Here is a 19,630-nt window from a genome sequence, read left to right as displayed (position 1 = left end):
ACCCCTGAGCCGGCGTTGTCGGTCCCGTGACGTTGACTGGGCCGCATGGACAGCACCACCGAGCTCCGCGCCCTGCTCGATCAGACCCTGACCGACCCCCGGCCGCACTGCCCGCTGCCCGGGCACGGGGCGGGGCATGTGTGTCTGGTGCGCGACGGATGGGATCCGGCGCTGCTGGAGCAGGTCGTCCTGGAGGTGCTGCCCTGGACCCGGCAGCCCGTCCGGCGGCTGGTCACCGCGGGCGTCCCCACTCCCGCGTTCGGCGGTCCGCCCACCGGGGCGGGCGACGGCGAGGTGGTGGAGCTGCGCGGCTGGGCGCTGAACGAGCACTGGTTGGGGTACGGCCTGACGGCCATGGCGGACGGGCCGCGCGGGGTGATCGTCGTCGCCCGCCGGGGCGACTTCCCGCCCGGCACCGGGTGGCCGGAGCGGCTGGCGGTCGTCACCGGGTGGGAGGGGCCGCGGCCGTCCGGCGCCGACGGCGCGATCGACTGGGCGGCCGCGGAATCCGCGCTCGGCACGGCCCTGCCCGGCGGCTACAAGGAGATCGTCGACCTGTTCGGCGCGGGCGGCTTCGACGGCTATCTGGATCTGCTGGTGCCGGGCGCCCTGGGCTGGGATCTCGTCGACTGGGGCGTGAGCACGCCGAAGTACGCCGAGCTGTACCGGCCCTACCCGGTGTATCCCGCGCCCGGCGGCGTGCTGATCTGGGGCAGCTCGGAGCAGGAGGTGACGTTCCACTGGCTGACCGGCGCCGACGACCCGGACGACTGGCCGGTGCTCGTGCTGAAGGACTTCAACGACTGGCAGCGCTTCGACTGCGGCACCGGCGAGTTCATCCTGCGCATGCTCACCGACCGGAAGCAGCCGTTCAGCTTTCCGCCCGCGGCGCGGGTGGCCGCCCACTGGTTCGAGCCATGCTGAGATAGGGACCGGATTCCCGGTACGAGCGGTGGCGGTACTCGCGCGGCGGCAGGCCGTAGGCGCCGCGGAAGGCGCGGGTGAAGTCGCCGGGGCGGGGGAACCCCCACCCCGCGGCGATGGCGTGGATCGGCCGGGCGGCGAGCCGGGGGTCGGCGAGGTCGCGGCGGCAGCGCTCGAGGCGCTGGTCGCGGATCCAGGAGGCCACGGTCAGGCCGTGCCGCTGGAAGAGGCGGTGGAGCGAGCGGGTGGAGATGTGGTGGGCCGCGGCGACGGCGTCCGGGGTGAGGCCGGGCTCGTGCAGATGGCGGCGGACGAAGGCCTGGACCGTGAGCAGCAGCGAGCGCTCCCGGCTCTCGGGCGGCAGGGCGGCGACGGTGTCGAGCCGCTGGGCGACGGTGTGGGACAGCAGATCGATCAGCGTGGTGGACAGCCGGGCCGCGTCCTGGGGGCCGAACTGGTGCGGATTGCGGGCGACATGGGTGAGGAACTGGGCCAGCAGCGCGGCGAATCCCCCGCCGCCGGGTATGCGGGTCGCCGCGACATGGTCCACCTGCCGCGCGGCCGGCGGCAGGGCCGCCCGGGGCAGATGCAGGAGTAACTGGCGGACCGGGGCCGTGCCCTCGGGGCCGGCCCAGCCGTCGAACGGCTCCGAGGAGCTGTACACCGCCAGATCCCCGGAGCCGAGCAGGGTGTGGCTCCTGAACTGCGACAGCCCCATGTTCCCGGAGAGCGTGAGCGACAGCTGCACAAAGCCGGGGTCGCTGTGCCGGATGAGCCGTGGGGTCCGGGTCACGGTCAGCGTGGGATAGGTCATGTCGGAGACCTGGACGTCACCGAGGTTCAGCACGCGGGCCGTGGCCTCGAAGTCCGCCGCCCGGTCGCTGCCCATCGCGGTCGGGATCAGCGTCGAGGCCGTCATGTCGTGCCACCAGCCGAACCGCTCCTCCGGTGTCAGCCATGTCGTCGTCATGCGTGCCATGTCCACGGTTCCCCCTCGGCCCCGCTCATCCGTCGCTGTTCCATAGTGCTCCGCACCGCTCGGCCCCGTTGTCAGTGGCTCGCCCTACCGTGGAAGACGTCCTTATCCACGCTGCGGGCTGCGCGTGACTCGGACGCGAGAAGGCCGGACCCGAACAGCGCGGGTCCGGCCTTCACCGACCCCCAAGGCCTGTCCGGGGCCTCGAAATCTCGTTGCCCGGTCCGTCGCGTACGGCATAGAAAGAATCCCGTGATCCGCAAGTACCCGAGGACCCCGCATCTCCAGGGCTCCCGACTCCAGCCCGGCGACGAGGACTTGGCCGCCGTGCCGTTCGCCGAGATCGCGGGCCGGTATCTGGTGGTCGAGGAGAAGCTCGACGGTGCCAACGCGGCGATCAGCTTCACGCCGGACGGCGAGCTGCGGCTCCAGAGCCGTGGCCACTTCCTCACCGGCGGGCCCCGGGAGCGCCACTTCTCGCCGTTCAAGGCGTGGGCGGCGCTGGTCCGGGATCTGCTGTGGCCGCGCCTGGGCAGCCGCCATGTGCTGTACGGCGAGTGGCTCTACGCCAAGCACACGGTGTACTACGACGCGCTGCCGCACTACTTCAACGAGTTCGATGTGCTGGACCGCGACGAGGACGTGTTCCTGTCCACGGCCCGCCGCCGCGAGCTGCTGGAGGGGCTGCCGGTCCACTCGGTGCCCGTGCTGCACACCGGGCCGCTCTCCGGCCTGGACGCGCTCACCGCGTTCGTCGGGCCCTCGACCTGCCGTACGGAGGGGTGGCGGGCGGCGCTGCGGGAGACGGCCGAGTCGGGCGGGCTCGACCCCGGGCGGGTGGCCGCGGAGACCGACTCCTCGGACTTCATGGAGGGCCTGTACGTCAAGGTCGAGGAGGACGGCGTGGTGGCGGGCCGCTACAAGTGGGTGCGCCCCGGCTTCCTCACCAGCGTGCTGGACTCCGGCACGCACTGGCTCGACCGCCCGATCGTGCCCAACCGGCTCCGGGACCCGGCGGTGATGTATGCGCGCGCCTGAGGCCCCCTTCCGGGAGTTGTTGGAGCTGTGCCCCGTGGCGCCGGACTGGACGGTGCCCTGGGACCGGATCGTCTCGGCGTATCCGTGGATCCGCCGTCTGGCGGGCGTACCGCAGGACACCGTCCACCACGGCGAGGGCGATGTGGCCACCCACACCCGGATGGCCGCCGAGGCGCTGGCGGGGCTGCCCGAGTGGCGGGCCAGGCCCGCGGCCGGGCGGGAGCTGCTGTTCGCCGCCGTGCTGCTGCACGACGCGGCGAAGCCGGACTGCACGGCCACCGACCCCGAGGGGCGGATCACCGCCCGCGGCCACTCCCGGCGCGGCGAGCTGATCGCCCGCAGGGTGCTGTGGGAGCTGGGGGCGCCGATCGCCTGGCGCGAGCATGTCGCCGCCCTGGTCAGACACCACCAGGTGCCGTTCTGGGCGCTGGAGCGGCCCGACCTGGAGCGCATCGCCTTCCGGGCCTCCCTGCTGGCGAGCAACGACGACCTGGCGGTGCTGGCGACGGCCGACATCCTCGGCCGGATCTGCGGCGACATGGACGCGATGCTGGAGAACGTCGCCCTGTACCGCGAGTACTGCGCCGAGCAGGACTGCCTGACCACCCCGCGCCGGTTCCCCTCCGACCACGCCCGCTTCGAGTACTTCCGCACCCCCGGCCGGGACCCGGACTACGCCGCGTACGACGACACCCGGATGACGGTGACCGTCCTGTCGGGCCTGCCTGGCGTCGGCAAGGACCACTGGATCGGAGCCCACCGCCCCGGCCTGCCCGTCGTCAGCCTGGACGCGCTGCGCGCCGAGCTGGGCGTGGATCCGGCCGCCGACCAGGCGCCGGTGGTGGCGGCCGCGCGGGAGGCGGCCCGGGGGCATCTGCGCGCGGGCGAGCCGTTCGTCTGGAACGCTACCAACGTCTCGCGGCGGCTGCGCGAGCAGTCCGTGGGGCTGGTGGCCGGGTACGGCGGGCGGGTCGAGCTGGTGGCCCTCGAGGCGCCGCCCGCGGTGCTGCGCGCCCGTAACGCCGCGCGGCCCCGGCCGGTGCCCGAGGCGGTCATCGACCGGCTGATCCGCCGCTGGGAGACCCCCGACCCCACCGAGGCACACCAGGTCACCTGGGTCGACACGGCCTGAGCCCGCGGCCGCAGCCGACTGTCCTACGGCCGGTACGCCCCCTCTGACCTGCGGCGCGACCCGGACAGGAATAGCGTTCGGGTCCGTCTGGTTGACGCGGGCACGGCCACTGCCGACAGCACGGAAGCAGGTAACGCAGGCATGAGCACCGTTGAACTCACCAAGGACAACTTCGACGAGATCGTCTCGGGGAACGACTTCGTCCTGATCGACTTCTGGGCCTCCTGGTGCGGACCGTGCCGGATGTTCGCGCCCGTCTACGACCGGGCCTCGGAGACCCACCAGGACGTGGTCTTCGCGAAGGTGGACACCGAGGCGCAGCCGGAGCTGGCCGCCGCGTTCGACATCCAGTCCATCCCGACCCTGATGATCGTGCGCGAGAACATCGCCGTCTTCGCCCAGCCCGGTGCCCTCCCCGAGGCCGCCCTGGAGGACGTCATCGGCCAGGCCCGCGGCCTGGACATGGATACCGTCCGCGCCTCCATCGCCGAGGAGCAGGCGAAGGCCAAGGCGGCCGCGGGTGAGGCGGGAGCGCCGGGCAGCCATGGGTGAGCTGGTGCTGATCCGGCACGGCGAGACCGAGTGGAGCCGGACGGGCAAGCACACCAGCTGGACCGATCAGCCGCTCACCCCGCGCGGCGAGGACCAAGCCCGCTCGCTGCGCCCGCTGCTCGCCGACCGCAAGGTCGCGCTCGCTCTGGTGAGTCCGTTGAGCCGGGCCGTGCACACGGCCCGGCTGGCGGGCATCGAGGGGGCGCGGATCGAGCCGGATCTGCACGAGTGGGACTACGGCGGTTACGAGGGCATCACCACCGACGAGATCCACCGCACCCGGCCCGACTGGACCCTGTGGACCGACGGCGTCGCCCCGGGCGGGGCCGAGCACCCGGGCGAGTTGCCCGAGCAGATCGGCGCCCGCGTCGACCGGGTGCTCGCCGCCGTGGAGTCCGAGCTGCGCGCCGACCGCGGCGATGTGGTTCTTGTCGCCCACGGGCATGTCCTGCGCGTCCTCACCGCGCGCCGCCTCGGGCTGCCGCCGTCCGCGGGCGCGCTCTTCCGCCTCGACACGGCGACCGTCAGCCGGATCGGAATCGAGCACGGCCGCCCGGCTCTTGTCGCGTGGAACGTGGGCTCCGGGTCGTAGGCTCAGGGTGATCACCACAGGCAGGGTGATCACCACCGGCAGGTCACCCGTCCAGGTGATTCACTCGGGTGATCCACAGCAGGCTCGCAGAAGTCGATAGAACCCGGTAGAAGTCGGTAGAAGTCGACGACAGAGGCTCACAGAAGGCAGGAAGCATGGCTACGACGCGCACCGCGCACACCGTCTGGCACGGCAATCTGGTGGAGGGCAAGGGGGCGGTGACCTTCGACTCCTCCGGGATCGGAGAGCAGCCCGTCTCCTGGCCCTCGCGCGCCGAGCAGGCGAACGGCAAGACCAGCCCGGAGGAGCTGATCGCGGCCGCGCACTCCAGCTGCTTCTCGATGGCGCTGTCGCACGGCCTCACCCAGGCCGGCACCCCGCCGACGCAGCTGACCACGCAGGCCGATGTCACTTTCCAGCCGGGCACCGGCATCACCGGCATCCACCTCACCGTGGAGGGCACGGTGGAGGGCGTGGACGAGGACACGTTCGTCGCGGCGGCCGAGGAGGCCAAGAAGAACTGCCCGGTGAGCCAGGCGCTCACCGGTACGACGATCACCCTGACGGCGAAGCTGTCCTGACGGCGTCGACACGCTGGAGCAACCCCCAGGTGAACTCCGCCACACAGTGGTGGAGTTCACCTTTTTCGTCCGGGGCGGTGAACGCGAGCCGCCAGCGGGTGGGCGCCGAGCCCTCCATCGGCCGGGCGGGCGCGAAGGCCCCCGCCACCTCGTCCACCGTGCAGGACCAGGGCGCCAGGTCCGCCACCGTACGCAGCGGAGGACCGGCCGCGCCGGGCGCGCGCACCAGCCACTCGTTCCACACCCCGCCGCCCGGGGCGGTCAGCACCTCGAACCGCAGATCCGGCCACAGTGGCACCGGCCAGCTCAGCGCCTCGCAGGTCAGATCGCCGATCCGGCGGGCGGCGCGGGCCTCGGGCGCGCCGAGCACCGAGCGGTAGTGGGCCACCGCCGACCGGCGCCGCGGGGAGCGCCGCATGGCCTGCCAGCGGCGGTTGGTCTCGCGCATCACGGCGCGGCTGAAGCCCAGCTCCCGCAGCGCGTCCTCGACCAGATCCGGGTGGTAGTCGGCCATTCTCCGCAGCAGCACCAGAACGAAGGGGAAAGGTGTGGGGAAGGAGTCGGCAGACGGGTCGAGCGCGGAGTTCATGGCGCCATCGTGACGCACCCGACGTTACCCAGGGGTACCAATCCCTGGCCATTGCCTCGAGAAGTCACCCCTGCGTAATCTGTGTTCGCGATACCGGCCGCTGGCCGTAATCTCGAACGAATGGTGTCATCTGGACCAGGAGGGGTGGGCGAGCGATATGGGACGCCTGGTGCCCGCGGTAACCCGGGCTCTGGACATACTCGAGCTCTTCCTCGACGGGGACGGCACGCTTTCCGCGCCCGAGATCACCCGTAAGCTCGGGCTGCCCCGCACCACGGTCCATGAGCTGGTGACCACCTTGGCCGCCCGCTCCTACCTGGTGCAAGTGCCCGACCAGCCCGGCCGCTACCGGCTCGGGGTGCGCCCGTACCAACTGGGCAGCCGTTACGCCGAGCAGCTGGACCTGGCCGCCGAGGGCCGGCAGGTGGCCCGCAGCGTCGCCGAGACCTGCGACGAGACCGTCCATGTCGCCATCCTCGAAGGCGCGGATGTCATCTACATCGCCAAGGTCGACTCCACCCACGCCGTCCGCATGGTCTCCGCCGCCGGCCGCCGGCTGCCCGCCCACTGCACCTCGGTGGGCAAGATGCTGCTCGCCTCCCTCTCGGAGGAGGCCCTGGCGGCCCGGATCCCGGAGGGCGCGCCGCTGATCGCGATGACGGACAACAGCATCACCTCCCCGGAGGAGCTGCGCCGCCATCTCGCCGTCATCCGTGAGCGCGGCATCGCGGTCGAGCAGCGCGAGTCCAACCCGGATGTGAGCTGTGTGGCGGCGCCGGTACGGGACTCGACGGGCCAGGTCGTGGCGGCGCTGTCGATCTCCGTGCCGATGATCCGCTGGAGCGAGGAACGGCAGGAGGAGCTGGCGGAGCTGGCGGCCAAGGGCGCCGGCGAGCTGTCGGCCCGACTCGGACACCGGAGGCGCGGAGCATGAGCGGAGCGAACGGCAGCGGCAGCAGCGACGGGCTCGATGTCGCCGTGCGGGCGATGGCCGAGCTGGGCGAGGGCCCGACCTGGGACGCCGCGGCGCAGCGGCTGATCTGGGTCGACATCCTCTCGTCCCGGGTGCACACCTACGACCCGGCCACCGGTCGGCGCACGGTCCTGGCCACCGAGCAGCACGTCGGCGCCGCCAAGCCCCGGGCGGGCGGCGGCCTGGCCGTCAACCTCCGCGACGGCATCGGCCTGTACGGGGCCGACGGCGCGTTCTCCTGGCTGGTCCACGAGGTGGTCCCCGGCCGCCGGGGCAATGACGCGGCCGTGGCGCCGGACGGCTCGCTGTGGGCGGGCACCATGCGCTACGACGAGGCGACGGGCGGCGGCACGCTGTCCCGTATCGCGCCGGACGGCTCCGTCGCGGAGATCCTGCCGGACGTCACGGTCAGCAACGGCACCGGCTGGAGCCCGGACGGCCGCCTCATGTACTACGCCGACACCCCGACCCGCCGGATCGACGTCTTCGACGTGGCGGGCGCTGAGGTCACCGGCCGCCGCCCCTTCGCGCGGATCGAGGACGGCGCGGGCTTCCCCGACGGGCTGTGCGTGGACGCCGAGGGCTGTGTGTGGGTCGCGCTGTGGGACGGCGGCGCGGTCCGCCGCTACACCCCGGACGGCACCCTCGACCGGGTGGTCGAGCTGCCGGTGCGCCGCCCGACCGCGTGCGCCTTCGGCGGCTCCGGCCTGACCGATCTGTACGTCACCTCGGCCCGGGTCGGGCTCGGCCCCGCCGAACAGCCGCTCGCCGGGTCGGTCCTGGTGCTGGCGGGGGCGGGGCAGGGGCTGGCGCAACCGGCGTTCGGGGGCTGACGAGGCGCCGGGGCCCGGCCCGCCGGGGGCGGACAATTTCGGCCAAGCGGTCCATCCCCGGCGTGAAATCGATCCTTGCACAGGATTCTCACAATCCGCGGTTCCTCCGCTAGCCGCCGGGCACATAACCTGCCCGGCGAAATGGATTACTGCCCTTCCTGCCACCGCCACCTCAACGGCGCTGTGTCCTGCCCCGGTTGCGGCGCCTACGCCGGAGCTGAGGAGTACGCGTATCCCGCCGCCGAGGCCGCCGCCATCGAGGCCGCCGCCGTCGAGGCCGCCGCCGTCGAGGCCGCCGCCGTGGACTACGGCAGGGACGGTGACGAGGGCGCGGAGGTCGAGCCCGCCCCGGAGCCCGTGGCGGCCTCGACCCGCGCGGACCGGCGCAAGGCCGCCCGCCGGAAGCCGAAGCCCCGTGGCATCGTCGGCGGCCGGGCGCGCAGGGCCCGCCGCGGCCGGGGGCGCCGGGTGACGATCATGGCGTCGGTGCTCGGCCCCATCCTGGCCGCGCTGTTCGTGGCGGAGATCGCCACGGAGGGCGGCATCTTCCATGAGCCCTCGACCACGTCAAGCCCCGACAAGTCGGAGGCGGAGCGCGGCCCGGGCGAGGGGGACTCCAGCGGGCCGAGGGTGCGCGAGAGCGGAGCGCCGGGCGCGGGGCCGGCGGGGTCGTCGGCGGGGGTGGACGGCCCGAGCGCGGACGAGAGCCGGAGCGAGGACGCCGCGTCGGACGAGGACAAGGACAAGGGCAAGAAGAAGGCCAGGGACAGCTCGTCGCCCAGCGCCGACGACCCCTCGTCGACCGACGGACCGGACGACCCCTCCGCCACGGCCCCGACCACGGGCGGTGGGGGAGGAGGCGGGGGAGGCGGGGCCACCCAGTCTCCGACCACGCCGTCCGACCCCGGCACCACCACCTCCGTGCCGACCCAGCCCACGCCCTCGCCCTCGGACACCTGTGACCGCTTTCTGTGGTGGTGCACGTAGGAAAGGCCGGGCCGGGGACGGTCGGGCCGGGGATCAGGCCGGGGCTGTCCCGACCATCCGCGTGAGCAGGTCGCGCAGCACCGTGCGCTCCTCCTTCGACAGCCCGGCCAGCGGGGCGCGCGCGAAGTCGAGCGATCCGCGCAGCCGGTCGGCGGTCTCTCTGCCCCGGTTCGTCGCGGCGGCCAGCTTGACGCGGCGGTCGGCCGGGTCCAGGCGGCGCTCGGCGAGGCCGCGGGCCTCCAGCCGGTCGATGATCCCCGTGATGTTCGACGGCTCGCACTTCAGCTGCTGCGCTATGTGCCGCATGGGCGTCGGGCCGCGGGACAACAGCCCGAGCACCCGGGCCTGCGCGCCGGTGAGGGAGTGCTTCGCGGCGGCCTGTTCGTATTCCTCGTGATAGCGAGCGACGATGGTGCCGATGAGTTCGACGACTTCGAGCGTCAGCGGATCAGGAGGTTCGTTACTGGAGGTCATGGGCACCAGGGTACCCACTTATTTGACATCATAAAATATTCAGTCACATGATTGTTTCATCACCTGAAACACTTGGAGGACCCATGCCCGCCACATCAGAGATTCCCGCCACCGGCCGCGAGTGGCACCTCGTCGCCCGCCCCCAGGGGTGGCCGAAGCCCGAGGACTTCGCGCTGCGCGAGACCCCCGTCACCGAGCCGGGCCCCGGCCAGGTGCTGGTCCGCAACCTGTACATGTCGGTGGACCCCTACATGCGCGGCCGGATGAACGACGTGAAGTCCTACGCCCCGCCGTACAAGCTCGACCATCCGATGGACGGCGGCGCCGTGGGCCAGGTCATCGCCTCCGCCGCGGACGGCATCGCCGTCGGCGACCACGTTCTGCACTTCGGCGGCTGGCGCGAGTACGCGCGGGTGGACGCCCAGCACGCGGTCAAGGTGGACCCCGCCGCCGCCCCCCTCTCCGCCTACCTCGGCGTCCTCGGCATGACCGGCCTCACCGCGTACGCGGGCCTGATCGAGGTCGCCTCCTTCAAGGAGGGCGACGCGGTCTTCGTCTCCGGCGCGGCCGGCGCGGTCGGCAGCCAGGTCGGCCAGATCGCCAAGCTCAAGGGCGCCTCGCGGGTCATCGGCAGCGCGGGCTCCGACGACAAGGTGAGGCTGCTGACCGAGGAGTACGGCTTCGACGCGGCGTTCAACTACAAGAAGGGTCCGGTCGCCGAGCAGCTGAAGGAGGCCGCGCCCGACGGCATCGACGTCTACTTCGACAACGTCGGCGGCGAGCACCTGGAGGCCGCGATCGGCCGCCTCAACGTGCACGGGCGCGTCACCGTCTGCGGCATGATCGCCCAGTACAACGCGCCCGAGCCGCCCGCCGCGCCGCGCAACCTCGCCCTCGTCATCGGCAAGCGGCTGCGCATCCAGGGCATGCTCGTGAACGACCACCAGCACCTTCAGCAGCAGTTCGTCGAGGAGGTCGGCGGCTGGCTGCGCGAGGGCACGCTGCACTACCGGGAGACGGTGGTCAAGGGCGTCGACAACGCGGTGGATGCGTTTCTGGGCATGCTGCGCGGTGAGAACACCGGCAAGATGATCGTCTCCCTGACCGACTGACCTCACCGGGCGCCGGCCGCCGGGCCGCCAGGCCCCGGGGCCGCCCCGGCCCTCGGGCCCGGGGCCCGGGCCCCGGGCCTCGGCCCTCGGGCGCCTGCGGCGGGCTTTTCCCCTCCCCGCCCCTTCCCGTAACCAGGGGCTTCGCCCCGGTCGCACGCTGCGCCCGCAGCCGCAGCGCCGCCGTCGTGGCGGGCGGAGTCCTCCGGCAGGCCGTTGCGGGGCGCCGCCAGACGGTCGGTGAGCGCGGTGGGGAAGGTCTCCAGGCCGATCACGGCTCCGGTTCCGTCCGCGCCGCCCGTATCGTCCGCGCCGCCCGGCGCCCCGTCCCGCGGGTAGCGGACCGTCAGATCTCCCAGCTCGAACATCCGTTACCCGCCTCGCTCGCCCGAAATAGACCTGATCGTCGTTCGGTATACCGGCACACGTCTGGCATTCCGGTAAGCGCATCGGCCCGGACGGTAAGCGCTTGCTCCGAGGTGGGTCAAGAGGTGAGGCGAGTCGTGTTCAAAGCGTTGACGTGCACTCCTCAGCGGCTTATGTTCCCGTCCGAAGTTACGAGCGGCATTCGAAATAGCGAACAGCGCTGCCTGGGCAGCAGGAATGAGCCGCAATGCAACGATCCTCCCCGAGTCGCCGCGGCGTGCTCTCCGGGCTCGGCGCGCTCGCCGCCGCCGGGGCCATGGGCGCGGGCGCCACCGGTTGCGCCGCGCCCGCAGCATGCTCACCGGGCTGCGCGGGCAAGACCCGGCTGCGCTACTGGCACCTCTTCGGCGGCGGCGACGGCGTCAACATGAACGCGATGCTGGACGCCTACCGCGCGGCCCATCCCGCGATCGGCCTGGAGGCCGCCACGTTCCAGTGGGGCTCGCCGTACTACACCAAGCTCGGCATGGCGGGCGCGGGCGGCCGCGCGCCCGAGGTCGCGGCGCTGCACCTGGCTCGGCTCGCGGGCTTCGCGCCCGGCCGCCTCCTCGACGCCTTCGACCTCGACCTGCTCGCCGACCACGGCGTGACCGCCGCCGACTTCCCCGAGGACATCTGGAAGCGCGGCGCGGTCGGGGGCAAGCAGTACGCCATCCCGCTCGACACCCACCCCATGGTGCTCTTCTACAACACCGAGGTGTGCGAGAAGGCCGGGCTGCTCGGCGCCGACGGCAAGCTCAAGCCCATCCACGGCGCCGAGGAGTTCACCGCCGCCCTGCGCGCCGCCAAGAAGGCCACCGGAGCGCCGGGGCTGGTCACCGAGACCATCGGCGGCGATGTCATCGGCCCCTGGCGGGTGTTCTCCACCTTCTACTCCCAGACCGGCGGGAAGGTCCTGTCAGCCGACGGCCGCCGCCTCGCCCTCGACGACGCCAAGGCGCTCAAGGTGCTGGAGTACATGGCCATGCTCGCCGACGAGGGACTGTGCCCCCGCCGGGTCGACTACCCGGGCTCCGTCGGCGTCTTCAACGGCGGCAAGACCGCCTTCTACCTCAACGGCGAGTGGGAGATCAGCTCCTTCCGCACCACCAAGCTGCCGTTCTCCATGACCCGCGTGCCGGCCCTCTTCGGCCGCCCCACCGCCCAGGCCGACTGCCACTCCTTCGTGCTGCCCCACCAGACCGACCGGGGCGGCGAGACCAACGAAGCGGCCCATGAGTTCGTGGCCTGGATGCTGAAGCACACCGTCGAGTGGGCCAAGGGCGGGCATGTGCCGGCCTATCTGCCGACACTGGAGAACCCCGCGTATCTGAAGCTCCAGCCGCAGTCCGAATACCGCTCGGTCGTCAACGACGTCGCGCTCGACGAGCCCGCCTGGTTCGCCGGCTCCGCCTCCCTCATGTGGATCGAGCTCGGCTCGGCCTTCTCCGGCGTGTTCACCGGCTCCCGTACGCCCCGGAACGCGCTGAACGAGGCCAAGGCCCGGCTGCGCGAGCTCCTCGACACCCCCAACCCCTTCGGAGGTGCGAAATGAGCGCGCCGACCGTCACCGCGCCCCCGCCCCCGCCCCGCTCCTCCGAGAGCACGGCCACCACCTCGCCCGGGACCGTGCGCCGCCACTGGACCGAGCACGGGCTGGTCTTCGTCGGACCCTTCCTCCTCGTCTACGCCCTCTTCCTCCTCTGGCCGCTGCTCTACGGCGTCAAGATGAGCCTCGGCGACGACAACATCACCGGCACCGACAGCCACTTCATCGGCTTCGACAACTACGCCGAGGCCCTCCGGGACCCCGATGTGTGGTCCTCGCTGTGGAACACGGTCTGGTTCACCGTCCTGTCCACCGTCCCCCTCGTCCTCGTCGGCCTGGGCATGGCGCTGCTCGCGCACCATCTGCGCGTGGTCCAGTGGCTGTGGCGGCTGAGCTGGTTCGCGCCCTTCCTGCTGCCGTCCGGGGTGGTCGGGCTGCTCTTCATGTGGGTGATCTTCCCGTCCGACTTCGGCTTCGCCGACCAGGCGCTGGCCTCCCTCGGTCTGCACCCGGGGATCGGCTGGCTCACCGACGAGCGCTACGCCATGCTGTCCATCGTCCTGACCACGGTCTGGTGGACCGTCGGCTTCAACTTCCTGCTGTACCTCGCCGCGCTCCAGGCCATTCCGCAGCATCTCTACGAGGCGGCGGAGCTGGACGGCGCGGGCGCCTGGGCCCGGCTGCGCCACATCACCCTGCCGTTGCTGCGGCGCACCACGGGCGTTGTGCTGGTGCTCCAGATCCTGGCCTCGCTGAAGATCTTCGATCAGGTCTACATCATGACCGCCGGCGGCCCGGACGAATCCACCCGGCCGATCCTCCAGTACGTCTACCAGACCGGCTTCACCGGCTACCGCATCGGCTATGCCTCCGCCGTCTCGTATCTCTTCTTCGCCCTGATCGTGATCGTCTCCCTGGTGCAACTGCGGCTGACCCGCCGCTCGAGTGAGGAGGGTGCGCGGTCATGAGCGCGGAGACAGCTGGTCTGAAGGAAGGCGCGGAGCACAGGGGCCGCTGGGCACCGGGGCGGCTCGCCATGCTGCTGGTCGCGCTCGGGCTGGTGGTGGTGTGGCTGCTGCCGCTGGCCTGGGCGGTGGCCACCTCCCTCAAGCCGGAGGGGGAGACCACCACGACCCCGCTGAAGTGGATCGGCTCGACGATCACCTTCGACGCGTACCGCGAGGTGTGGAAGTCCGGCGACATCGGGCAGTGGATGTTCAACTCCGCCTATATCTCGGTGATGACGACCCTGCTGACCGTGGTGCTGTGTGCCATGGCCGCGTACGGCTTCTCGCGGACCGAGTTCCGCGGCCGCAAGGTGCTCTACGGTCTTGTGCTGGCCGGGATCATGGTGCCGCCGCAGGTGCTGATCGCCCCGCTGTTCGCGGAGATGGTCTCCATGGGGCTCGTCGACACCTACTGGGGCGTGATCCTGCCGCAGGTCGCCGTGCCCGCGATGGTCTTCATCCTGGTGAAGTTCTTCGACGGGGTGCCGCGCGAGCTGGAGGAGGCGGCGTTCGTGGACGGGGCGGGGCGGTGGCGGGTCTTCTGGACCATCGTGATGCCGCTGTCCCGGCCGGTGCTCGCGGCCGTGGCGATCTTCACCTTCATCTCGACGTGGAACAACTTCCTGTGGCCGTTCCTGGTCACCACCGACCCGAACGGGATGACGCTGCCGGTGGGGCTGGTCAACGTCCAGTCCTCGTACGGGCTGCGGTACGCCCAGATGATGGCCTCGGTCGTGATCGCGGGCCTGCCGCTGCTGGTGGTCTTCACCCTCTTCCAGCGCCAGATCGTCCGCGGCGTGGCCCACACGGGCCTGGCGGGCCAGTGAGCGTCCTCCCACGAGGTGTCCCCCCACGAGGTGTCCCCCCACGGGGTGGGCTTGGTTCACCCGGCCGGGTGAACCAAGCCCACCGGCGACGCTCAGCTCCCCAGCACCACCGTGGTCAGGGACCGCGCCGGAAGCTCGACGCCCAGCCTGCCGTCGCGGACGGCCGCCGACCCGACCCGGCTCAGCGAGTGCGTCTCGTCCGTGCGGTACACCGAGCCGCGCGCGGAGCCGCCCGCACCGCCGCCCGTCAGCGCGTAATCCGCCCGCACCGCGTCCGTCCCCGTGTTGAGGATCTCCAGCACCCGCGCCCCGTCCCGGTTCCGGAACGCCGTGACCTTGACGCCCTCCGCCCCGGACGACGCGGCCACCCGCACCGCCCCCGGCCGGATGAACCTGCTGTACGCGGCCAGGGCCCACAGCCGCTTGGAGACGTGGTAGTCCGCCCCGTCCAGCTGGATCAGCCCACGCGTCGCCCCGATCGACGCGCCGAACCAGTACACGTACGCGCTGGCGCGGGCGTCCGCGAGCGTGGTGTGGATGGCCTCCGCGACGGCCAGCCCGTCGTAGCCGGAGCCGTCGTCCCACGCCTCGTTCCAGGTGGCGCCGTTCGGGCTCCACTCGGACATCCAGGTGCGGCGTTCGGTCGGCAGCGGCTGGTCGGAGGGGGTGACGTACGGGTGGCCGGTGTGCACCCCGACCAACGCCGCGGCCCGCGGATCCGCCTCGATCGCCGCGGTCAACTCCGCCTGCTGGTCCCATCCGGCGGCGTCGCAGCACACCAGGTCGATCCCGGCGCGCCGCACGGTCGGCCCGAGCGCCTTGACGGTCTCCACCGCCTGCTCGGGCGTGAACTGCATGGAGGCGTACGACGTGGCGAGGTCCGGCTCGTTGGTGAAGCCGAGGTCGGTGATCCGGACGCCCTCCTGGCGGTAGAACTTCGCGTACTGGACGAGGTAGTCGGCGTAGGCCTGCCGCCACTCGGGCTTGAGCGTCCCGCCGTTGGCATCCGTGCCGTTGGTCTTCATATAGCCGGGCGCGCTCCAGGCGTCGGCGTAGAAGCGCTTGACGCCGTACGCCTTCGCCTCCTTCGCCAGCCACACCTGGCCGCCGTCGTCGCCGTCCCACTCATAGCGCGGCGTGGCCTCGGGGCCGCCCGGGTCGGTCGGCTGGATCGACTTCATGTGGTCGTACACCTCGTCCGAGGACGAGCCGATGCCCAGCCGCAGAATGCTCAGACCGGCCCCGGACTTCCGGTCCAGCAGCAGGTCGAGCACCTCCCGCTGGTGTTCGGGGGTCAACCCGCGCGCGCCGTGCATGATGTCGGCGCGCTGGAAGGCCTGCGAGAAGCCGAAGCCGTCGATGGGCTGGAGGCGTTGGCCGAAGTCCACCCGGCCCGAGGCCCCCGCCGCGGGGGCGTCACCGGCATGGGCCTCCGGTACGGTCGCCGCCGTGCCCAGGAGGGCGACGGCCAGCGCGCCCGTCACGGCGGCGCGCATCAGCTTGGTCACGAGAGCGTCCCTTCCCCTGCCTCCGAAAAACTTCCGGAAGGTCACCGAAACGTCCGGGGGAAAGTAGAGGCAGCTGAGGGGCTAGTCAATCCCCTGGGACGAGGGAGGTGTTGAGGCCACCGATCGCGCCATGTACGGCCATGTGTTTCGGAGGGGCACCGAAAACATTCCGAAGGAGAGCCGAATGATCCATGCCATGTTCGCGTATGCGCGCGCAGGCGGCCGGCGCATCGCCGTCCTGGCGGCCGCCGCGACCCTCGCCCTGCTGCCGACCAGCGCCTCCGCCTACCCCAACCCGGGCCTGGTGACGGGTGACATCGTCGTGCACGACCCCACCATGATCCGCGCGAGCGACGGCACCTACCTGCTGTACTCCACCCACGGCGGCCTCGAGGCCCGTACCTCCACCGACCGGATCGCCTTCAGCCGCTCGGGGAACGCCTTCAACACCCCGCCGTCGTGGTGGAAGAACTACTCCTCGAGCAATGACCCCTGGGCGCCCGACATCTCGTACCAGGGCGGCAAGTACCTGATGTACTACGCCGTCTCGTCCTTCGGGTCCAGCAACTCCGCGATCGGGTTCGCCACCTCGTCCAGCGGCAAGGCGGGCACCTGGACCGACTACGGCATCGTGCACTCCACCACCGGCAGCAGCAACTACAACGCCATCGACCCCAACCTCTTCGTCGACGGTGACGGCAAGTGGTGGCTGTCCTTCGGATCCTGGTGGTCGGGGCTGAAGATGCTACGTATCGACCCGTCCTCGGGCAAGCAGTACGCGGGCGACAAGACCGTCTACAGCATCGCCTCCCGGCCCACCGGCACCAAGGCGGTCGAGGGCCCCACGGTCGTCAAGCGCAACGGCTACTACTACCTGTTCGCCTCGTACGACACCTGCTGCGCGGGCACCAGCTCCACGTACAAGATCAAGGTCGGCCGCGCCACCAGCCCCACCGGGCCGTACCTCGACAAGAACGGGGTCAACCTGATGAACAACGGCGGCTCGGTGGTCCTGGAGTCCCACGGCCGCTACATCGGCCCCGGCGGGCAGTCCGTCATGAGCGATGTCGACGGCGATCTGCTCGTCTACCACTACTACGACGGTCAGGACAACGGCACGCCCAAGCTCGGCGTCAACCTCCTGAACTGGAGCGGAGGCTGGCCGACCGCGTACTGATCATGGCCTGACATGAACCTGACGGTTCGAGGAGGTGTACCCAGGGCAAATCTGGAGACGGATCACCAAGATCCTACGCGCGTAGCGCCCCCGTCCCCCGCCACCGAGGGACGGGGGCGCTACGGCACATCACCGACAGAGAGCGAAGATCCGTGACGCAAGACCGCACCTGGAACAGACGCCGGTTACTGAAACTCGGCGGCGGTGCCGCGGCGGGCGCCGCGCTCGGCCTGGGGGCCAAGGTGGCCACCGCGAGCGAGGCCGCCCCGACCGCCGTACCGACGTCCTCGCGCTTCGACCTGACCGAGCCCTCGTACGACCTGTTCCGCCACGCACGCCTGCACGATGCGAGAGTCCAGCAGTCGTTCTGCTTCGACAACGTCAACCGGCGCCTGTTCGTGGCCCAGCTCAAGGACGGCTCCGCGGACAGCAGCGGCGACCTGTGCATCACCCAGCTGGACTTCTCCGGCAATGAGCTCGGCTCTATGTATCTGCTCGGATTCGGGCACGCCGTGTCCATCGCCGCGCAGCCCGTGGGCACCAGCACCTATCTGTGGACCGAAGTGGACGTCAACAGCGGCGCCCGCGGCAAACGGCTGGCCCGCTTCCGCTGGAGCAGCGGGACGACCCTCTCCAACACCTCCTCCGCCCTGACCAAGCACTCGCCCGTCTCCGACGCGACGGAGACCACCTGCGCGATCGACCCGGTGAACAACCGGATGGCGATCCGCTATCTGAACACCGCGGGCAGCAGGCGGTACGCGATCTTCAACGTGAACGAGGTCGCGGCCGGCAACTACACCAACCGCCTCGCGGACTTCGCCCAGCCCAGCGACTCGGCCGTCTTCCAGGGCTACACGCTCTACGGAAGCTACGTCTACCAGCTGACCGGCACCGCCTACGGCGCCGACAACCCGTCCCCCGGCAACGCCTACACCTCCAGCGTCAACGTCAACACCGGCGCGCTCACCCAGCGGGCCTTCACCGGGGCGGGCTCGACGCTCACCTACCGGGAGCCCGAGGGGATGGGGGTGTACCGGACGGCCGCGGGGGAGGTCCGGCTGTTCCTCGGCTTCGCCTCCGGCGAGGCGGGCGACCGCCGCAGCAACCTCTTCTACAAGAACGTGCTCGTCTGAGCCGGTCCCCCATGGGCCGGGCTCGCGCCCAGCGTCCCGTCACGGTAGCCGCTGGGCGCGAGCCCGTGGACCGCGCGGAAGGCGCGGGTCGTTTGCCGAACCGGCAACAGGGCTCGCGGCGGGGCGGCATCCGGCACAGGATCGCCGCAACGAGCCGCCGCGCCCGGCACCTGGCAGATCGGGCGGCCGGCACATCGCAGTCCCGGACGGAGAAGTCATGTCGCAGCCCGCCCAGGCCATGGACGTCACCCATCGCATGGTCCCGACCCCCGCAGGCAGGATCCACCTGGTGGAGCAGGGCACCGGGCCGCTGGTGCTGCTGGTGCACGGCTTCCCGGAGTCCTGGTACTCCTGGCGCCGTCAGCTGCCGGCGCTGGCCGCCGCCGGGTACCGCGCGGTCGCCGTCGACGTGCGCGGCTACGGGCGGTCCTCGAAGCCGGAGAGCGTGGCCGCGTACCGGATGCTCGACCTGGTCGAGGACGGCGCCGCCGTGGTGCACGCGCTCGGCGAGGACACCGCGGTGATCGTCGGCCACGACTGGGGGGCGACCATCGCCGCGAACTCCGCCCTGGTCAGGCCCGACGTCTTCCGCGCGGTCGGCCTGCTGAGCGTCCCCTACGCCCCGCGCGGCGGACCGCGGCCCAGCGAGATCTTCGCGGGGATGGGCGGGGAGGAGGAGTTCTACGTCTCCTACTTCCAGGAGCCCGGCCGGGCCGAGGCCGAGATCGAGCCGGACGTCCGCGGCTGGCTCGGCGGCTTCTACGCCGCCCTGTCCGGCGACACCATGCCCGCGTCCGGCGCCCCCGACCCGCACTTCGTCAGCCGCGGCGGGACGCTGCGCGACCGGTTCCCCGCTGACCGGCTGCCCGCCTGGCTCGGCGAGGACGACCTCGACTTCTACGCCGGAGAATTCGAGCGGACCGGGCTCGGCGGCGCCCTGGGGCGCTACCGCAACATGGACCGGGACTGGGAGGACCTCGCCGACTTCGACGGCGCCCCCATCACCCAGCCGTCGCTGTTCCTCGGCGGCGCCCTGGACGCCTCCACCACCTGGCTGACCGCCGCGATCGACGCCTACCCCGCCACCCTCCCCGGCCTGCGCTCCTCGCACATCCTCGACGGCTGCGGCCACTGGATCCAGCAGGAACGCCCCGAGGAGGTCAACCGCCACCTGACCGACTGGCTCGCCTCCCTGCCCGCCTGACGGCGTAGCCCCGGGCGCTCGGGGTACCTGGAGGGTCCGTCCGCTGACGAAGGGAAC

21 protein-coding genes are annotated in these 19,630 nt (G+C 71.6%); 16 read left to right on the top strand and 5 right to left on the bottom strand.

Translation table 11 applies throughout. From position 1 onward, the window contains the following. Positions 1-45 precede the first annotated feature (45 nt). Complete coding sequence (locus tag ACZ4WQ_RS03935) at positions 46-924, top strand: SMI1/KNR4 family protein (RefSeq protein WP_358847081.1); 879 nt, start codon at positions 46-48, stop codon at positions 922-924. Here ACZ4WQ_RS03935 and ACZ4WQ_RS03930 read toward each other — a convergent pair. Beyond that, positions 872-1,903, bottom strand: coding sequence for an AraC-like ligand-binding domain-containing protein (locus ACZ4WQ_RS03930; RefSeq protein WP_468022010.1), 1,032 nt, complete (start codon positions 1,901-1,903; stop codon positions 872-874). The two genes, ACZ4WQ_RS03935 and ACZ4WQ_RS03930, sit on opposite strands and share 53 nt — an antisense overlap. Before the next feature lie 249 nt (positions 1,904-2,152). On the opposite strand from ACZ4WQ_RS03930, the gene ACZ4WQ_RS03925 reads away from it, so the two are divergent. From ACZ4WQ_RS03925 to ACZ4WQ_RS03905, 5 genes are all read left to right on the top strand, one after another. Further along, a complete protein-coding gene (locus tag ACZ4WQ_RS03925; RefSeq protein ID WP_468022009.1) occupies positions 2,153-2,938 on the top strand; it encodes an RNA ligase family protein in 786 nt (261 codons plus the stop codon). Then, positions 2,925-4,070, top strand: a complete 1,146-nt coding sequence (locus tag ACZ4WQ_RS03920; RefSeq protein WP_398369677.1) for an AAA family ATPase — start codon at positions 2,925-2,927, stop codon at positions 4,068-4,070. Before ACZ4WQ_RS03925 ends, ACZ4WQ_RS03920 begins: the two co-directional genes overlap by 14 nt. A gap of 141 nt (positions 4,071-4,211) precedes the next feature. Next, a complete protein-coding gene (gene trxA, locus ACZ4WQ_RS03915) occupies positions 4,212-4,622 on the top strand; it encodes a thioredoxin (protein WP_468022008.1) in 411 nt (136 codons plus the stop codon). Beyond that, positions 4,615-5,214, top strand: coding sequence for a histidine phosphatase family protein (locus tag ACZ4WQ_RS03910; protein WP_468022007.1), 600 nt, complete (start codon positions 4,615-4,617; stop codon positions 5,212-5,214). The genes trxA and ACZ4WQ_RS03910 overlap by 8 nt, the downstream gene beginning before the upstream one ends. A 155-nt stretch (positions 5,215-5,369) precedes the next feature. Then, positions 5,370-5,795, top strand: coding sequence for an OsmC family protein (locus ACZ4WQ_RS03905; protein ID WP_311722693.1), 426 nt, complete (start codon positions 5,370-5,372; stop codon positions 5,793-5,795). Here ACZ4WQ_RS03905 and ACZ4WQ_RS03900 read toward each other — a convergent pair. Then, positions 5,770-6,384 (bottom strand): hypothetical protein, encoded by a 615-nt coding sequence (locus ACZ4WQ_RS03900; protein ID WP_468022006.1) that lies wholly within the window; start codon positions 6,382-6,384, stop codon positions 5,770-5,772. The two genes, ACZ4WQ_RS03905 and ACZ4WQ_RS03900, sit on opposite strands and share 26 nt — an antisense overlap. A gap of 157 nt (positions 6,385-6,541) precedes the next feature. Here ACZ4WQ_RS03900 and ACZ4WQ_RS03895 point away from each other — a divergent pair, with 157 nt between their 5' ends. The 3 genes from ACZ4WQ_RS03895 to ACZ4WQ_RS03885 all read left to right on the top strand — a co-directional run bounded on the left by ACZ4WQ_RS03895 (position 6,542) and on the right by ACZ4WQ_RS03885 (position 9,177). Further along, positions 6,542-7,318 carry an IclR family transcriptional regulator gene (locus ACZ4WQ_RS03895; protein ID WP_311722695.1) on the top strand — a complete coding sequence of 259 codons (777 nt, stop codon included), beginning with the start codon at positions 6,542-6,544 and terminating at the stop codon, positions 7,316-7,318. Next, complete coding sequence (locus ACZ4WQ_RS03890) at positions 7,315-8,190, top strand: SMP-30/gluconolactonase/LRE family protein (protein WP_468022005.1); 876 nt, start codon at positions 7,315-7,317, stop codon at positions 8,188-8,190. The genes ACZ4WQ_RS03895 and ACZ4WQ_RS03890 overlap by 4 nt, the downstream gene beginning before the upstream one ends. A 141-nt stretch (positions 8,191-8,331) precedes the next feature. Further along, positions 8,332-9,177 carry an SCO2400 family protein gene (locus ACZ4WQ_RS03885; RefSeq protein ID WP_468022004.1) on the top strand — a complete coding sequence of 282 codons (846 nt, stop codon included), beginning with the start codon at positions 8,332-8,334 and terminating at the stop codon, positions 9,175-9,177. 33 nt (positions 9,178-9,210) lie between these two features. Here the strand turns inward: ACZ4WQ_RS03885 and ACZ4WQ_RS03880 are convergent, their stop codons facing one another. Then, entirely contained in the window at positions 9,211-9,651 is a 441-nt protein-coding gene (locus ACZ4WQ_RS03880; protein ID WP_311722698.1) for a MarR family winged helix-turn-helix transcriptional regulator, read from the bottom strand. A gap of 83 nt (positions 9,652-9,734) precedes the next feature. Between ACZ4WQ_RS03880 and ACZ4WQ_RS03875 the strand changes: the two genes are divergently transcribed. Beyond that, entirely contained in the window at positions 9,735-10,763 is a 1,029-nt protein-coding gene (locus ACZ4WQ_RS03875) for an NADP-dependent oxidoreductase (protein WP_398369687.1), read from the top strand. A gap of 2 nt (positions 10,764-10,765) precedes the next feature. Here ACZ4WQ_RS03875 and ACZ4WQ_RS03870 read toward each other — a convergent pair whose 3' ends face one another. Further along, positions 10,766-11,128 (bottom strand): hypothetical protein, encoded by a 363-nt coding sequence (locus ACZ4WQ_RS03870; protein ID WP_398369689.1) that lies wholly within the window; start codon positions 11,126-11,128, stop codon positions 10,766-10,768. 245 nt (positions 11,129-11,373) lie between these two features. Here ACZ4WQ_RS03870 and ACZ4WQ_RS03865 point away from each other — a divergent pair, with 245 nt between their 5' ends. From ACZ4WQ_RS03865 to ACZ4WQ_RS03855, 3 genes are read left to right on the top strand one after another with little or no spacing between them, the layout of a single operon-like run. Beyond that, positions 11,374-12,720: an extracellular solute-binding protein gene (locus tag ACZ4WQ_RS03865; RefSeq protein ID WP_385345756.1), complete on the top strand. Its 1,347-nt coding sequence runs from the start codon at positions 11,374-11,376 to the stop codon at positions 12,718-12,720. Beyond that, positions 12,717-13,682 (top strand): carbohydrate ABC transporter permease, encoded by a 966-nt coding sequence (locus ACZ4WQ_RS03860; RefSeq protein WP_398369691.1) that lies wholly within the window; start codon positions 12,717-12,719, stop codon positions 13,680-13,682. The genes ACZ4WQ_RS03865 and ACZ4WQ_RS03860 overlap by 4 nt, the downstream gene beginning before the upstream one ends. Then, positions 13,679-14,548: a carbohydrate ABC transporter permease gene (locus tag ACZ4WQ_RS03855; protein ID WP_398369693.1), complete on the top strand. Its 870-nt coding sequence runs from the start codon at positions 13,679-13,681 to the stop codon at positions 14,546-14,548. Before ACZ4WQ_RS03860 ends, ACZ4WQ_RS03855 begins: the two co-directional genes overlap by 4 nt. Before the next feature lie 92 nt (positions 14,549-14,640). Here ACZ4WQ_RS03855 and ACZ4WQ_RS03850 read toward each other — a convergent pair whose 3' ends face one another. Continuing rightward, on the bottom strand, positions 14,641-16,056 hold the full coding sequence (locus ACZ4WQ_RS03850) for a glycoside hydrolase family 30 protein (protein WP_398369695.1): 1,416 nt from the start codon (positions 16,054-16,056) through the stop codon (positions 14,641-14,643). A 184-nt stretch (positions 16,057-16,240) separates the two neighbouring features. Between ACZ4WQ_RS03850 and ACZ4WQ_RS03845 the strand changes: the two genes are divergently transcribed. The 3 genes from ACZ4WQ_RS03845 to ACZ4WQ_RS03835 all read left to right on the top strand — a co-directional run bounded on the left by ACZ4WQ_RS03845 (position 16,241) and on the right by ACZ4WQ_RS03835 (position 19,573). After that, positions 16,241-17,233 carry an arabinan endo-1,5-alpha-L-arabinosidase gene (locus tag ACZ4WQ_RS03845; RefSeq protein ID WP_311722705.1) on the top strand — a complete coding sequence of 331 codons (993 nt, stop codon included), beginning with the start codon at positions 16,241-16,243 and terminating at the stop codon, positions 17,231-17,233. 152 nt (positions 17,234-17,385) lie between these two features. After that, positions 17,386-18,369, top strand: coding sequence for a phage baseplate protein (locus ACZ4WQ_RS03840; RefSeq protein WP_398369698.1), 984 nt, complete (start codon positions 17,386-17,388; stop codon positions 18,367-18,369). Positions 18,370-18,586: 217 nt separating this feature from the next. Further along, the gene (locus ACZ4WQ_RS03835) at positions 18,587-19,573 is read left to right on the top strand and encodes an alpha/beta fold hydrolase (RefSeq protein WP_398369700.1); all 987 of its coding nucleotides are present in this window, start codon (positions 18,587-18,589) and stop codon (positions 19,571-19,573) included. The last annotated feature ends 57 nt before the right edge of the window (positions 19,574-19,630 follow it).

This window comes from Streptomyces sp. NPDC028305 (genome assembly GCF_055569495.1).
Note: the sequence above shows the minus strand (reverse complement) of the source record. Positions and strands in the feature narration are given on the sequence as shown.